The sequence below is a fragment of the Alteromonas sp. ABV4_150 genome (assembly GCF_056311745.1).
In genome coordinates, this window is record NZ_CM149971.1 from 107,391 (window position 1) to 122,933 (window position 15,543).

A 15,543-nucleotide genomic window follows, 5' to 3' on the forward strand; every position below is an offset into this window, starting at 1 on the left:
CATTTAGCAATAATTTCGTAAATTGCATAATGCGTATAACTTATTGCAAAAGGCCAGCATACCAACAGTCATAAATACATTGAAAACAGGATACCTGCTTTACATGCGCACTAGTCAATATTTGCTTGCCACGCAGAAAGAAACACCTGCTGATGCAGAGGTTATCAGCCACCAGCTTATGCTGAGAGCTGGTATGATAAGAAAGCTTGCCTCAGGTCTTTACACGTGGCTGCCGTCAGGTCTTCGTGTACTTAATAAAGTAGCCAATATTGTTCGTGAAGAAATGAACAAAGCAGGCGCAATTGAAGTGCTTATGCCCGTTGTTCAACCTGCTGACCTATGGGAAGAGTCAGGGCGCTGGGAAGAATACGGCCCGGAACTGCTTCGCGTTAAAGACCGCCACCAGCGCGACTTTGTATTAGGCCCAACTCACGAAGAGGTGGTTACGGCTCTTGTACGCAATGAAATTAGTAGCTACAAGCAACTTCCACTGAACCTTTATCAAATCCAGACTAAATTCCGCGACGAAGTTCGTCCTCGTTTTGGTATTATGCGCGGTCGTGAATTTACCATGAAAGATGCATATAGCTTTCACTTAGAAGAAAGCTGTTTGGAAAAAACCTACCAGAAAATGTATAACGCTTACTGCAACATCTTTTCGCGTATGGGCCTAGACTTCAGAGCAGTAATAGCCGATTCAGGCTCAATCGGTGGAAATCATTCTCATGAGTTTCATGTGCTAGCTGACTCTGGTGAAGACGCCATTGCATTCTCATCAGGCAGCGACTATGCGGCTAACGTTGAAATGGCCGCCGCTGTGGCGCCAGAAAAAGCCCAAGCAAGCGGTGCTTCGGTAGAAACGAAAGATGCGAAAGGAAAAGATTTCGAAAAAATACTCAAAAGTATCGACGCCGATATAACAAATGCAGTCAAAGTTGTAGTAGTAAAAGCAGCAAACGCAACAAATGACAAAGGCGAAGAAGTACAAGAAGACAATTGGGTCGCGCTGGTACTGCGTGCAGATCACGAACTTAACGATGTTAAGGCAGAGAAAATTGAAGGTGTTGCTACACCGCTGGTTGAAGCGTCATTCGACAAAGCGAAAGAAGTGCTTGGTGTAGTACCCTATTTTGCAGACGCAACTAACCTTCCAATCCCAGCTAACGTGGATGCGAGTGCTGCAGCCCTAGCAGATTTTACAACAGGCGCTGGCGCTGGCGGTAAAATGAATATCAACGTAAATTGGTCTGATGATATTTCTAGGGTAGATATTCGCAATGTCGTCGCTGGCGATGCGGCTCCTGACGGTAAAGGCACACTTGATATCAAGCGCGGTATCGAAGTGGGTCATATCTTCCAACTTGGCAGCAAATATTCAGAAGCTATGAATTGCGGTGTGCTCAGTGAATCAGGTAAGCATCAAACGCTTACTATGGGGTGTTACGGCATTGGTGTATCACGCATTGTTGCTGCAGCTATCGAGCAAAATCACGATAAATTTGGCATAAAGTGGCCAGATCCTATTGCACCGTTTAAAATTGCATTAATACCTATGAATATGCACAAGTCTCACCGCATTAAAGAAGCTGCAGAAGCGCTTTACGAAGGCCTTATTGCACTGGGCGTAGAAGTACTATTTGACGACAGAAAAGAACGCCCGGGTGTTATGTTCAATGACATGGAGTTAATTGGCATACCTCACAGCATTGTCATTGGTGAAAGAAATCTGGATAATCAACAGGTTGAATATAAAAATAGACGTACTGGCGAGAAACAGTTATTAGATCTCAGCGCAGCAAAAGATTTTGTAGCCGCACTCTAACACCTGAACTTGCCCATTAGATAAGTAGATGAGGGCGTATGCGGTTAACATTTTATGGCGTAAGAGGGTCAATACCCACTCCGGGGGCAGCTTACGTTCGTTATGGTGGCAACACCGCATGCGTTCACATTGAGCTCGAGGATGGTACTGATATCATCCTCGACTCAGGCACAGGTATCCGTTTGCTTGGCGATCACTTAGTTAAGAAAACAACGCCAATCCATCTTTTATTAAGTCATAACCATTGGGATCACATTCAAGGCTTTCCCTTTTTCGCGCCTATTTACCAAGAGTCACGGGAAATAAACATTTACCCAGGCCTTACCCAGCTCAATGAACCAGATCAAATTTTAAAACAAATGGAAGGGTCATTATTTCCCGTACCGAAAAGCGCGTTAAAGTCTTCCATAAGCCTTATTGAATATTCTGCAACAGAAAATGCATTTACCATCGGAAGTGCGACTATTACTCGCTTGGCCATGAATCACCCAGGCAGCGGAAGCGCCTACTGTATTGAGGCCGACGGTGCCAAAATTGCTTATATCACCGATAACGAGCTCTACCCTCCTTATAAAAAAGAAACAGATTTTCTAGATTTTGCTAAGTTCGCTAATAATGCAGACTTGCTCATTCACGACGCACAGTACATGTTATCTGACATGCCCGCCAAAAACGGTTGGGGCCATTCCGTTGCTGAAGAAGCGGTCAAACTAGCCATGGCAAGTCATGTTAAGCAATTAGCTTTATATAGTCATGATCCAGAACGCACCGACAACGATATAGATGACGTTGTAAAACATTGTAATGAATATGTCACAGTGGCAGAGTCTAATTTACACGTATTTGCTTCCTCAGAAGGCCAAACATTGGACTTCAATAAAATATAACAACCCCTTGTAACGGAGAATTTAAGGTGTCTGTGTTAAAGCCTTTTATAATATTGGCAGCGTTTGCTGCCTGCACGTCGGTATGCGCTCAAGAAGCGGCAAGCGAACAAACGTCGCCTATTGAGAACAGCGAACAGGAAAGCGTTGTTAATAAGGCAGATGAGCAGCGGCCGCAAGAAGAAAGCGGTATTGAGGTTATAGATATCATTAAGCGTGACACAACTACAGAAAGTGCGCTAGATGAACGCCTGGAGGGCGATAAAGAAGCACTGGATAACGTTTTTGCTATTACACAGCACAGACAAAACTATTTACTTCCTATTACTTACGTTTCTAACCCAAACACCTTTGGTAATGAAGAGTTAACAGAAGAAAATGTAGATAATAAAGAAGCTAAGTTTCAAGTGAGCGCTAAGCTACCGCTGTACTTGGAAGATACTGGATTTGACGGCTTGTACTTTGGCTTTACGGTCACCTCTTTTTGGCAGCTTTATAATAGTGAGGCGTCGAAGCCCTTCCGTGAAACCAATTACGAGCCAGAAGTTTTCTGGCAAGAAACCGCTGACTATTCGGTACTTGGTTACAAATTTAATACCTTCCAGTTCGGCTTCAATCACATGTCGAACGGTCAAAGTGGTCTGCGCTCTCGTAGTTGGAACCGCCTTTTTGCATCAATAGTGTTTAGCGACAACGACGATATATACTACCTTAAAACTTGGTATCGTATTCCTGAAGACGAAAAGACGGATCCGCTTGATCCTACAGGAGATGATAACCCGGACATTCAAGATTACTATGGCAGAATGGAATTGGGTTACGGTAGGAAAATTGGGGCTTTCAAGGTGCTTGCACTGCTGAGAAATAACTTGGATTTTGACGAAAACAGAGGCAGCATTCAGCTAGATTTTACCTACCCTATATCTGACCGATATGAGTTACTGCTCCAGTACTTCAATGGCTATGGCGACTCTCTTATCGACTATAACCGCTCTCAGGAACGCATTGGTATTGGTTTTCAGCTGCACTTTTTGTAAAACAGATAAGTACGCTTAATTACAAAGCGCGCCATCAACGATTCGTTTATATCAACCGTTTGAGCGCGCTTGCTATTGTTCGATAGCAACTTGTTTCATCTAGTCAATTACACCCGCAGCGCGATAAAGCTGAATATGCACATCTACCAGCGCAGCAATATCCCTCTGATATCCTCCACCAATGACCGCCGCAATTGGCACACCTAAACGGTCAGCTAAAGCAAATACTGTCTTGTCCCTTTCATAAACACCTTGAGTGGATATATGCAAATGCCCTAAATCGTCGTTCACATGAACATCCACACCTGCGTCATAGATAATGGCATCCGGTTGAAACTGCCTATTAGCCAACGTAAGCGCTTCTTCAAGCGTGCTTAAATACTCGTCGTCTTCCGTTCCCTTAGCAAGCCCTATATCAATATCCGAATGCTGCTTTCTGTATGGAAAGTTTTTTTCGCCATGAATTGATAAGGTGAAGATATCGCGATCATCTTCAGCGAGCTTGGCTGTGCCGTCTCCTTGGTGCACATCTAAATCGATAATGAGTACATTATCAATGGTTGGATTTTGCTGCATGGTTTTTGCCGCTAAGTACAAATCGTTAAATAGACAAAAGCCAGAACCAAAGTCCGCGAACGCGTGATGATACCCCCCGGTTAAATTCAAGGCTTTGCCATGCTCTAACGCTAGGTTTGCTGTTAAGCACGTGCCTGCAACGGCGGTTCGGGTACGTTCAATTAATTGCTGTGACCAAGGAAAGCCTATACGGCGCATGGCTTTTTTGTCTAGTGCGCCGGAAGTGAGCGCATCGACATAGTCCGAGTTGTAATAGGTCGTAAGAAAGGATAAATCGACAGGTGACGGAGTAATAAAGCGCGCTTTATCGACACCGCGTTTTACAAGTTCATCTCGAATACCCACATATTTTTCGATAGGAAAGCGGTGTCGCTCGGGAAGATCTAATTGGCTATAAATAGGGTGAAATACGAGTGGTGGTGTCATTATTATCTGTACTAGTTTATGGGAGCATAAAATCGGTATCAGCAAAAAGAAAAGGAGCGCGACTTGTTTATGCACTCCTTTATTCATGTTTCACGTTATACCAATCCGATTAGATAATTGCTCGCTGAGTAGGTTATTATCTTTATGGACTAGTACTAATACTGACAAAGCCCAGTTATCGGGTCAAACTGTTCACTACCTTTTCAACGTTTTCTGACATACTCTTCATGGAGCGCGACATATCATCACGCTGCGCTAGCTGATGATACTTTTCTGACGATGTTACTACGTTACTTATAATGGCTTCCACCTGCTGAAGTACGGCTTCTTGCTCATCTGCCGCTTCGTTAAGCGCCACCACTACACTGGCCGTTTCTTGAATGTCCCTCACCACGTTATTGAGAGTTTCAAGCGCTGTCGCTGCTTCTGCTGCGTTTGTGTCTGACAGCTGCTTGCCTGACGACATCGCCGCAACGGCCCCTTTTGCTTCAGCTTCAAAACTACTTAAAATGTCGTTAATTTCCTTGGTCGACTGCTGTGTTTTAGCTGCAAGTGCTCGAACCTCGTCGGCTACCACAGCAAAACCACGGCCATGTTCGCCTGCCCTAGCCGCCTCAATTGCTGCGTTTAGAGCCAGCAGGTTAGTCTGATCGGCAATTTCATTAATAACATTTACCACTTTTAGAATATTGGTACTGCGGCTTTGCAGTTCTGACACGATATTACTTGATTCCGTTACCGTTTTAGCTAGCTGCTTAAAGCCTGCATTAGCGCTTTCGAACGTGGCATAGCAACTCGCCACGTTCTTTTCAGAGTTATTCGTAGCAACAGCAACTTGGTCAGTAATGGCCACTAAATTTTGTACAATCTCTTTCAGTTTATCTGTGCTGCTATCAAGTGAGCGCGATGCATCGCGCTGACCATTTGCTCCCTCCATAATAGACTGGCTGACGTTACCAAGGGTGCCGAAAGCCTTTTCCATTTCTCGCTCTGCCTGTTGAAGCTGTGCAACCGAATCATTTAACTTATATTGCAAAGCTCGTGCGGAATCAGCCAACATACCCAGTTCGTGCTCACTTGTGTAAGTTAATTCATAGTCATAGCGGCTATTAGCTAAGTTCGATATACACGCAGCAACAGCCTTCGTTGGCTTGATAACTTGAGAGCGCAAGCGAGCAATAACATACACAACTGAAAGTACTGACAATGCAATAGCTGCCAAAAGAATTATCCAAAGCATAGTGCGCGTATTGGCTTTAAGCTCAGCTATTGCGTTAGCAGAATCTGCTGCAATTTCTGATGCAATGCTTGATAAAAGCTTAGCGGGCTCCCTATCAATACCGCGCACAAAGCTATCGCCAACTTTAGGGTCAAAACTTGAGTTAACAAATGCGTCGTAGCCTTCTCGGTATTTTTCTGCCATGACTGCGTGGGCTTTTTGAAACTGCCTGATATCGGACTTCACGCTATCACTCACCACATCGCTTGATAGCATCATGTCGAACTGCCGAGTAATATCAGCTTCACGCTGTTTAAATCGCTCCCAGTATTTTTCTCTGTCTTTTTCTTTGTGACCACGCAGCAGTACATTTTTCCACTCTTGAACCTGGGTTTTGAATGCACTTAGCGTGGTATTAACATCCCGTTCAGACTGAACAAGGGTGTTTTCTAACTCATCGAATGAATTAAGTAACGAGAAAGACTTTAGAATTGAGGCACCGTTTAATAGTACAAGAATTAAAAAGCTGGCGAGAACAGGCGTCATCACCAAACGGCTGATGCTTGTGTAATTGAACACGGCTTAACCTTTAGTATAAATTTAAAGAAGGACGTCGCCATTAAATGATATTTTTATGACGGTATGGTTACATCCAGAGTATTAAATTACATACCAACATATAGCATCTCATACCGCACGCACTACATACAACGATATCGTTGTTTTAACAGCAATATTTGTATAAAAGAGTAGAGGGGCAAATCATGCCCCGTTTCTTAAGGTAAGCTTAGCTACTGGCCTAGTTAAGTCCTTCGTAGCCTCGCTTTTTATTCATGATTAACGTACTCAACGAACATAAAACCACGCCGCCACCAAACAGCAATGCAGCTACATTCCCTACTTCGTTAATATTGGCACCAGAGGCAATGTAGACACCACCTGCCCAAGGACCAATCGCATTAGCCGTATTAAATGAGCACTGCACAATAGCGCCAATCATAGAATGGCCAGTTGGTGATAGACTCATCATTAAAGATTGTATGATTGATGCGAGTCCCACGGTACAACCAATAAAGAAAACTACACCATATAACAAAAGCAGGTTGTCATGTACCACTACAAATATTATCGAAAATACGGCAGCCACACTTAATGTAAGAGCCACCGTGGCGAGAGGATAGCGATCACCTATTTTGCTCAACACGACATTGCCCACAGTACTGCCAATACCAAACATTGCCATTGCGATTGAAACGGTATATTCAGGAAATTGACCTTGTGCCAATATCGTATCTGCAACATATGTATAAATACAAAATATGCCTGCAAACCCAACAATAACAACTAATGATACCGACAACACAGCACTATTTTTAAGTACACCAAATTCATCTTTAATGTTTGATTGCTGCGTTTCCGTGATATCTGGTAGCTTTCGAAGCAACAGCAGCGAAGCTAGAGACAGTAATGCTATAAGCACTAAGCAGGCTCGCCACCCGATGTTCTGACCAATTAAGGTTGCCGCTGGCACACCCACTATCATGGCCACGGTAAGTCCAAGGAAGACCTTAGCTATTGCCGACGACGTCTGGCCTGACCTAGACATTTTTGCCGCGACAATAGCTGCAGTACCGAAGAAGGCAGCCATGGGGCAACCCGCTAAGAAAACGTGTAATTACCAGCTGATCTAACGACTGAGCAAATGCTCCTAAGCCATTGAAGACAACCATCATAAATGCGAACAGTATTAACGATGCTCGCTTGTTCATCTTAGATGTTAAGAGCATAAACACAGGGGCTCCGATCACTACACCAAGTGCATATGCACTGATTGCGTAACTACTCTCACTCGGCGTCACCGAAAAAGACTCGGAAAATAAAGGCAGCATAGGCATCATTGCAAACTCCCCTAGACCCAGCGTAAATGCGCCTAGAGTGAGCGCAAGAATTCCTATCTGCTCAACTTTAATTGGATGCTTCATTTTTGCGATTACCCTTTAATATTCTACTGAATAAAACAAATATACAGACCCACTACCTTTGACTCTGCTGAGGTGATTAGTGGTAGCTGAGCTACAGAAGGTTGCATATTAGTCTTTTAAAGAGCCGCTATTAACACCCATAAAGCCAATTAACATGACTAAAGCTACAATTTTGCATTTTGGCGGTGAAGGATTTAACGGAAAGAAATTAAGGCTACGCGCTAAATGATGCCTCTTTAGGGCTTTGATTAAAGTGGCGCTTGAACTCTCGACTAAACTGCGCGGCACTTGAGTAGCCAACAAGGTCTGCTGCTTCATTGACTCTCTTTTGCTCAAAACAAATTAATTCGCGCGCTTTGTTCAAGCGTACTTTTTTAATGTACTGCACTGGTGATTCAAGCGTAACCTCTTTAAAGGCACTGTGAAAAGCAGAAATGCTCATACTAGCGGTAGACGCCAACTCCCCAACGTTTAACGCTCCTGAATAGTGGGTGTGAATATGTTGCAGAATAGCGGCGATGCGCGCATATTTACCCTCTTGGTCTGCAAGCGTAAATAATGTATCCCCGCTATTGCTCAGCAGTGCGAAAAACACTGCTTCTTCAAGTAAATTTTGCCCCAAAGCTGTTGCCTGAAGATCGTCGCAAAGTGCTTCCATCAAGCGAATACAGGCTTTCTCAAAGTGTTTATCAATAGGTTCCCTACGAATACTTGACTCATTGCCTCTGCTCATCATGTGTATTTGTGCAGAGTGACTTTTTATTGCAGTAACTTGCTTCTGCAAAATAGGCAGCGGTATTTCTATACCTAAACCAAGCAAGGGCTCATCCTCATTAGGAAACGCTTCGCACTCCACGGGCATAGGTACCCCCATGACTAAGCAGTCACCCGCTCCGTAAGGAATGCGATTTCCTCCGGCATAGAGTGCTTTTTGCCCTTGGCCTAACACAATAAGCCCCGACTTATACATTGTGGGTTGTCGCGCATGCCCCTTAGCGCTTCTATAAAAGCGCACATTCTCAATTTTAGTAGGGTAATCACCTTCTAAATCGTGAAGGCCTTCTACTTCCACATATCTTTGCATAAGAGATTTCAACGACATCATTTTCCCCTAGAGGCTTCATGTTTGTAGGATTAGTCATGCTAATTGGATTTATTGACCTTTTAAGGTCATTTCATGAGGACTATTATGCACACATTGTAAATAATTTGAACGTTAATTTAGAAAACAACGAGGTCAAACATGAACTTTTCGTACCTAAACCCAACCAAAATTTTCTTTGGCCAAGGCCAAATTGCCAGTATTACTGATGCAATCGCGCTTTCGAAGAAGATACTCGTTGTATACGGTGGCGGCTCTGTGAAGAAGAACGGCGTATACCAACAGGTAGAAAATGCGCTTAGCGAACATACTTGGGTAGCGTTCTCTGGTGTTGAGGCTAACCCTACAAAAGAAACCATGGATAAAGCTGTTGCTCTTATAAAAGAGCAAAATATAGACTTTATTCTTGCTGTCGGTGGAGGGTCGGTTATTGATGGTGCAAAGTACGCAGCCGCCGCAGCCCACTATGACGGGGATGGTTGGGACATTCTGACTGGCGATTATAAGCCAGAAATTGCTACCCCCATCGGCGTGATCCTGACTATCCCTGCAACTGGTTCAGAATCAAACGGTAACTCAGTGATCACAAAACAGGAAACACAACAGAAGCTTAGCATTTGCCTCAGAATCTGTTCAGCCTCAGTTTGCGGTAATGGACCCAGATGTGATGAAAACACTGCCTGAAAAGCAGCTAATCAACGGCATTGTTGACGCATGGGTTCACGTTTGTGAACAGTATATTACTAAGCCTGAAGGCGCTTTAGTACAAGACGGCTATTCTGAAGCACTTTTACGCGCGCTTAAAACCCTCGGGGAAAGCTACGCCGAACGGGACAATGATTTATGGCGCGCTAACCTTATGTGGACTGCAAACCAAGCTCTAAACGGATTACTTTCGTTAGGGGTTATGCAGGATTGGGCAACGCATATGATAGGCCATGAACTGACGGCACTTTGGCATGTTGACCATGCTCGTTCACTGGCCATTATTCAACCTTCATTGCTTCGCAATCAAATTGAGTACAAGCGCGAAAAGCTAGAGCAAATGGGCCAGAACGTATTTAACCTTGTTGCTGGCTCTGATTTAGCTGAACGCACCATCGATGCAATTGAAAGTTTCTATCATGATCTAGGTGTGGCAACTCAACTAACCGAACACAGCTGTGACAAAAATGCAGCAGTTGAAGCCGTTCTTACTAAGCTTGAGAGTCACGGCCTTACCGCTCTCACCGAAAACCAGAGCGTTACGCTATCTGAGGCTCGTCAGATACTCAATAGCGTAATTGCATAACACTGTTTGCTAAGGCACAACTCTGTTTGTGCCTTTCTTTTGTTCAAGATTATTTTTGCAAGATGGAGAGTACGAATGTCTAAACGTATACTTATTACCGGTGCTGGGTCTGGTTTTGGTAAAGGAGCAGCACTTCAGTTGGCTTCTAATGGTCACAACGTTATTGCAGCAGTCCATTATCCCCCCCAAAAAACGCAGCTGCTTATCGAGGCCGAACAACGCGGCATAGTGCTGGATGTAATTGTCCTTGACATTACAAATGAAGCGCAGCGTCGAGCAGCGTTCAAGCACGAAATCGATGTATTGATCAATAACGCTGGGGTCATTGAAGGCGGTCCTGCCGCTGAAATACCTCTAGATAACGTAAGACACAACTACGAAGTAAACGTTTTTGGCACCCTTGCCATGATTCAAGGTTTTGTACCTCAAATGGCCAAGCGAGGAAAAGGCAAGATTGTCACTGTAACGTCAACCGTTGGACTTATGACTGTCCCCACGGTTTCTGTATATGCATCGACTAAGCACGCGCTAGAGAGTTTGCTTGAAGGGTTGAAAGTAGAACTGCAAGGTTCTGGAATTGAAATTTGTTCGGTATTGCCCGGCGCTTACCAAACCGGATTTAACGATCGTGCAGAAGACACAATGGCCACCTGGTTCAACCCCGAAACAACAACGTTACCTGTTTCAGTAATGGAAGATGTGGCGAGATTAATGGCTAATCAACTCGACCCACAGCAACAAATAGATGATCTTGTGCGCGTTGCCGAAGAAGAGAACTCTAAATTCCGTAACGTATGCCCTCCCGAAATGGAACCCTTTATTAAAATGCTTCAAGAACGCTCTTGGACTGTAAAAGGTGATGAGCAGCTTTGGGTAAACCCTTTAGATGCCGGCTAGTGAGCCTTTTGTATTTTTATTAAGTGGAGTATTACCCATAAAGAATGCCAGTCACCCTTTTGACTGGCATTCTTATCGTACATTTCGCAAGCGCTGTTGCAACATATAATACCAAAAGGCTTTTATCAGAAAGCTATGAGCAATAGTGCCTTATTCAAAACAGAATTGTTAAGATGGTCTTATAACATCGCAGTGAAAAAACAAAACGCATTTTATTTCACTAGTTTTTAAACGTTTTTGGCGCCGGTTCCATAAACAAGCAATGACGCCGCCAATAATAAGTGCGACAACAGGAGGTGCTGGAACAGGTTTGAAGTCCGACCTTTCAGCAGCTATTCCACTTGCGTAGATAGCAATTAAACTATTCTCCTGACTTGAAAAGTTACCGCTTAACGAAAAGCTTCCCGATATATTCAAAACACCACTACCTATATCAGCAAGATCAGTGATAACGTAATCACTAAACCTAGTATTACCAAGATCGGACATTATTTCAGTCAGGTCTAAAGCTGAGCCATTTACGTTTAAACTTTGGAATTTTATTTCATCGCCATCTCTATCAGCAACGTCTAGCTTGAGAGAATTAATTTGCCAAACATCAGATATTGTTTGACTAAATACGAATCCATCGGGGTTCAGGTCATTTATAATTTCTATTGCCAACTTACCGGTATAAGGGTCGTAAGTAAAAACAAATTGGTTCTCAGAAGACCAGCGCACTCCTGTTTTTAGTTCTACTCTTTCCTTGCCAGAACTATCTTTATCCTGAGTGCGGAGGAATATCTCTTGCGTGTTTACTTTGCTATCAAATCCCCTCAATTTAAATCCAATCTCACTCAAGAACCTAACTAGAATTAAAAACTGTAAACAAAATTGACAGTTTGTATTCTCTTTTACGATGTGTCATTCCGTAATTTATTTTGGTGTTTTAGAGGTTACTGAAGCGGCTCTTGGAACTCTTTCTTATCGTCTGTTTATGCTGAAGGAAGTTATTAACAGGTAAAATCATTAACCGCATTTATCTATCCACATTTTTATGCAAGGGCATTTGACATAAAAAAGCCGGTTCACTAACCGGCCTTTAGCAACACGACTAACTAAATAACTACTCCCACTCTATCGTAGCAGGTGGCTTACCAGAAATGTCGTATACTACGCGGCTTATGCCGTCAATTTCATTAATAATGCGATTCGACACTTTACCTAGGAAGTCGTAGGGTAAATGTGCCCAATGTGCCGTCATAAAGTCGATGGTCTCTACAGCGCGAAGGCTTACCACCCAGTCGTATTTACGCGCATCGCCCATTACGCCAACCGAGCGTACAGGAAGAAATACGGTAAACGCTTGGCTGACTTTTTGATACAAATCAGCTGCATAAAGCTCTTCAATGAAGATAGCGTCAGCACGACGTAGTAGGTCACAGTATTCTTTCTTAATTTCCCCCAGTACACGAACGCCGAGGCCTGGCCCAGGGAATGGATGACGGTATAGCATGTCGTACGGCAAACCTAGCTCTAGGCCGATTTTACGTACTTCGTCTTTAAATAGCTCACGCAGTGGTTCAACAAGACCCAGTTCCATATCTTCTGGAAGGCCGCCCACGTTGTGGTGCGACTTAATCACGTGGGCTTTACCGGTCGCTGAGCCTGCTGACTCAATCACGTCTGGGTAGATAGTACCTTGTGCTAACCATTTAGCATTCTCAAGCTTGCTCGCTTCCTCATCGAATACACGAACGAATTCGTTACCAATAGCTTTACGCTTAAGCTCAGGATCTTCAATCCCTTTTAAGCGGTCAAGGAAACGGCCTTCAGCATCGACACGAATAATGTTTAAACCAAAGTGGTCACCAAACATTTCCATAACCTGATCGGCTTCATTAAGGCGCAGCAATCCGTTATCTACGAATACGCAGGTAAGGTTTTTACCAATAGCACGGTGAAGCAACATAGCCGTTACCGAAGAGTCTACACCGCCCGATAAACCTAATATCACACGTTCGTCACCGACTTTCTCTTTAATACGCTCAATAGCATCGTCAATAATAGCGCCAGCTGTCCACAGCTTTTCACACTTACAGATATCCATTACAAAGTGAGTAAGTAAACGCATACCTTGGCGAGTGTGCGTCACTTCTGGGTGGAACTGCACGCCGTAGAATTGCTTCTCTGCGTTATACATTGCCGCATGCGGGCAAGAAGCCGTTTGCGCAATAGTTTCAAAGCCTTCAGGAATAGCTGCTACTTTATCGCCATGGCTCATCCATACATCAAGAAGCGCCGCACCGTTGTCGCCAATGGCATCTTCAATTTTATCCAGCAGAGGACTTGGTTTAATCACTTCTACTTGTGCATAACCGAATTCACGCTTGTCTGAGCCCAGTACGCCACCGCCTAACTGGTGCGCCATAGTTTGCATGCCATAGCACACGCCTAGCACGGGGACGCCGGCTTCAAACACATACTCAGGTGCACGCGGTGAGCCTTCTTCGGTTACTGACTCTGGGCCACCAGACAAGATAATCCCTTGAGGATTAAATTCGCGGATTTGCTCTTCGGTCACATCCCAAGCCCAAAGCTCGCAGTAAACGCCGATTTCGCGAACACGACGTGCTATCAATTGCGTGTATTGCGAGCCAAAATCCAAAATAAGTATGCGTTGGTCGTGGATATTTGTGGTCATGTTTTATTTTTACCCGTTAAATAAAAGAACAAAGGCTGGTGTATTACCAGCCTCGCAGTCGTCGGTCGCCTTAACCTAAACGGTAGTTTGGCGCTTCTTTGGTAATGCTTACATCGTGTACGTGGCTCTCACCCATTCCTGCGGAGGTTACGCGCACAAATTGCGCTTTAGTATTCATCTCTTCGATGGTAGCACAGCCTGTTAAGCCCATCGCCGAGCGAAGACCGCCCATTTGCTGGTGAATGATATTGGCAATAGGACCTTTATACGCTACGCGGCCTTCAATACCTTCTGGTACTAGTTTTTCAGCGTTGTCTGAATCTTGGAAGTAACGGTCTGACGAACCGTGGCTTTGATCCATAGCGCCTAGTGAACCCATGCCGCGATATGACTTATAGTAACGGCCTTGGAAAAGCTCAACTTCCCCTGGCGCTTCTTCAGTACCTGCTAGCATGCTGCCAACCATTACGCAGCTTGCGCCAGCCGCTAAAGCCTTGGCAATGTCGCCAGAAAAACGAATACCGCCGTCAGCAATAACGGGGATATCTGTATCTTTTAACGCTTCTACGGCATCAGATACCGCTGTAATTTGCGGTACACCGCAACCGGTTACGATACGGGTAGTACAAATTGAACCAGGGCCAATACCCACTTTAACCGCGTCTACGCCAGCATCAGCAAGTGCTCTTGCCCCATCGCCTGTTGCCACATTACCCGCAATAATTTGTACATCAGGATAGTCAGCACGTACTTTCTTAACACGGTCAATAACGCCTTGTGAATGACCGTGAGAAGTGTCGATTAGTAGAACATCCACACCTGCATCAACAAGTAAGGCAATACGCTCATCAGTACCTGCACCAACGCTAACTGCCGCACCTACGCGAAGACGACCTAGCGAGTCTTTACACGCATTAGGCTTGTTTTCTGCTTTTTGGAAATCTTTAACGGTGATAAGGCCTGTAAGCTTGAACGCATCGTCAACAACAAGAATTTTTTCAATGCGGTGTTCATGCATTAAATCTAGCACTACGTCAGAGCTTGCACCTTCTTTAACGGTAACCAGATCATCCTTCCCGGTCATTACGTTTCTAATAGGCAAATTCAAACGCTTTTCAAAGCGAAGATCGCGGCCTGTCACAATACCAATTAGGTTATTATCTTTGTCAGTCACCGGGAAGCCAGAGTAACCAAGACGCTTAGAAAGCGCGATAACTTCACCAATGGTCGCATTTTCTTCAACCGTTACCGGGTCAGATACCACACCACTTTCGTATTTCTTAACTTCACGTACGTGTTTAGCTTGCTCTTCAGGCTTCATATTTTTGTGAATAAAACCGATACCACCCTCTTGGGCTAGCGCAATGGCTAGACGGGCTTCAGAAACCGTGTCCATGGCAGCAGACACCATTGGAATATTTAACGTTACACCACGGGTTAGACGGGTTTGTAAGTTTGCAGTGTGAGGGAGGACGGTCGAGTGGCCGGGAACCAGCAACACATCGTCGAACGTCAGGGCTTCTTGGATGATACGTAGCATGCAACAACACCTATTCAGTTGAGGGTTAATTGCGGCGCAATTGTAGTGTTTTTTAGTTTTCAGGTAAACTCTAAATGTATTAAA

The 15,543-nt window shown here is 44.3% G+C and carries 12 protein-coding genes and 1 pseudogene; 5 read left to right on the forward strand and 8 right to left on the reverse strand.

All coding sequences use genetic code 11. The annotated features are described in order from the left end of the window. The first annotated feature begins 103 nt into the window (after positions 1-103). From ACYX4M_RS00535 to ACYX4M_RS00545, 3 genes are read left to right on the forward strand one after another with little or no spacing between them, the layout of a single operon-like run. Positions 104-1,822 (forward strand): proline--tRNA ligase, encoded by a 1,719-nt coding sequence (locus ACYX4M_RS00535; protein WP_476081435.1) that lies wholly within the window; start codon positions 104-106, stop codon positions 1,820-1,822. A gap of 38 nt (positions 1,823-1,860) precedes the next feature. Continuing rightward, positions 1,861-2,709: an MBL fold metallo-hydrolase gene (locus tag ACYX4M_RS00540; RefSeq protein ID WP_476081436.1), complete on the forward strand. Its 849-nt coding sequence runs from the start codon at positions 1,861-1,863 to the stop codon at positions 2,707-2,709. Positions 2,710-2,735: 26 nt separating this feature from the next. Then, positions 2,736-3,743 (forward strand): phospholipase A, encoded by a 1,008-nt coding sequence (locus ACYX4M_RS00545; RefSeq protein WP_476081437.1) that lies wholly within the window; start codon positions 2,736-2,738, stop codon positions 3,741-3,743. A gap of 99 nt (positions 3,744-3,842) precedes the next feature. Here ACYX4M_RS00545 and ACYX4M_RS00550 read toward each other — a convergent pair whose 3' ends face one another. The 5 genes from ACYX4M_RS00550 to ACYX4M_RS00570 all read right to left on the reverse strand — a co-directional run bounded on the left by ACYX4M_RS00550 (position 3,843) and on the right by ACYX4M_RS00570 (position 9,051). After that, the gene (locus ACYX4M_RS00550; protein ID WP_476081438.1) at positions 3,843-4,745 is read right to left on the reverse strand and encodes a histone deacetylase family protein; all 903 of its coding nucleotides are present in this window, start codon (positions 4,743-4,745) and stop codon (positions 3,843-3,845) included. Between the two features lie 175 nt (positions 4,746-4,920). Continuing rightward, positions 4,921-6,543, reverse strand: a complete 1,623-nt coding sequence (locus ACYX4M_RS00555; protein ID WP_476081439.1) for a methyl-accepting chemotaxis protein — start codon at positions 6,541-6,543, stop codon at positions 4,921-4,923. A gap of 220 nt (positions 6,544-6,763) precedes the next feature. Further along, complete coding sequence (locus tag ACYX4M_RS00560; protein WP_476081440.1) at positions 6,764-7,612, reverse strand: MFS transporter; 849 nt, start codon at positions 7,610-7,612, stop codon at positions 6,764-6,766. Continuing rightward, positions 7,563-7,946 carry an MFS transporter gene (locus ACYX4M_RS00565; RefSeq protein WP_476081441.1) on the reverse strand — a complete coding sequence of 128 codons (384 nt, stop codon included), beginning with the start codon at positions 7,944-7,946 and terminating at the stop codon, positions 7,563-7,565. The genes ACYX4M_RS00560 and ACYX4M_RS00565 overlap by 50 nt, the downstream gene beginning before the upstream one ends. 214 nt (positions 7,947-8,160) lie before the next feature. Continuing rightward, complete coding sequence (locus ACYX4M_RS00570; protein WP_474870924.1) at positions 8,161-9,051, reverse strand: AraC family transcriptional regulator; 891 nt, start codon at positions 9,049-9,051, stop codon at positions 8,161-8,163. Between the two features lie 138 nt (positions 9,052-9,189). Between ACYX4M_RS00570 and ACYX4M_RS00575 the strand changes: the two are divergent. Next, a pseudogene (locus ACYX4M_RS00575) lies at positions 9,190-10,339 on the forward strand (iron-containing alcohol dehydrogenase). A gap of 75 nt (positions 10,340-10,414) precedes the next feature. Further along, the gene (locus ACYX4M_RS00580; RefSeq protein WP_476081442.1) at positions 10,415-11,236 is read left to right on the forward strand and encodes an SDR family oxidoreductase; all 822 of its coding nucleotides are present in this window, start codon (positions 10,415-10,417) and stop codon (positions 11,234-11,236) included. Between the two features lie 168 nt (positions 11,237-11,404). Here ACYX4M_RS00580 and ACYX4M_RS00585 read toward each other — a convergent pair whose 3' ends face one another. From ACYX4M_RS00585 to guaB, 3 genes are all read right to left on the reverse strand, one after another. Then, positions 11,405-12,076, reverse strand: a complete 672-nt coding sequence (locus ACYX4M_RS00585) for a hypothetical protein (protein ID WP_476081443.1) — start codon at positions 12,074-12,076, stop codon at positions 11,405-11,407. Positions 12,077-12,341: 265 nt separating this feature from the next. Then, positions 12,342-13,919 (reverse strand): glutamine-hydrolyzing GMP synthase, encoded by a 1,578-nt coding sequence (guaA, locus tag ACYX4M_RS00590; RefSeq protein ID WP_476056197.1) that lies wholly within the window; start codon positions 13,917-13,919, stop codon positions 12,342-12,344. A gap of 70 nt (positions 13,920-13,989) precedes the next feature. Next, positions 13,990-15,459 carry an IMP dehydrogenase gene (gene guaB / locus ACYX4M_RS00595; protein WP_476081444.1) on the reverse strand — a complete coding sequence of 490 codons (1,470 nt, stop codon included), beginning with the start codon at positions 15,457-15,459 and terminating at the stop codon, positions 13,990-13,992. Between the last annotated feature and the right edge of the window lie 84 nt (positions 15,460-15,543).

Excerpts from the sequence above, each read along its gene's own strand:
- ACYX4M_RS00535 (WP_476081435.1), top strand. The coding sequence starts at position 104 with ATGCGCACTAGTCAATATTTGCTTGCCACGCAGAAAGAAACACCTGCT.
- ACYX4M_RS00540 (WP_476081436.1), top strand. The coding sequence starts at position 1,861 with ATGCGGTTAACATTTTATGGCGTAAGAGGGTCAATACCCACTCCGGGG.
- ACYX4M_RS00550 (WP_476081438.1), bottom strand. The coding sequence starts at position 4,745 with ATGACACCACCACTCGTATTTCACCCTATTTATAGCCAATTAGATCTT.
- ACYX4M_RS00560 (WP_476081440.1), bottom strand. The coding sequence starts at position 7,612 with ATGGCTGCCTTCTTCGGTACTGCAGCTATTGTCGCGGCAAAAATGTCT.
- ACYX4M_RS00565 (WP_476081441.1), bottom strand. The coding sequence starts at position 7,946 with ATGAAGCATCCAATTAAAGTTGAGCAGATAGGAATTCTTGCGCTCACT.
- ACYX4M_RS00570 (WP_474870924.1), bottom strand. The coding sequence starts at position 9,051 with ATGATGTCGTTGAAATCTCTTATGCAAAGATATGTGGAAGTAGAAGGC.
- ACYX4M_RS00580 (WP_476081442.1), top strand. The coding sequence starts at position 10,415 with ATGTCTAAACGTATACTTATTACCGGTGCTGGGTCTGGTTTTGGTAAA.
- guaA (WP_476056197.1), bottom strand. The coding sequence starts at position 13,919 with ATGACCACAAATATCCACGACCAACGCATACTTATTTTGGATTTTGGC.
- guaB (WP_476081444.1), bottom strand. The coding sequence starts at position 15,459 with ATGCTACGTATCATCCAAGAAGCCCTGACGTTCGACGATGTGTTGCTG.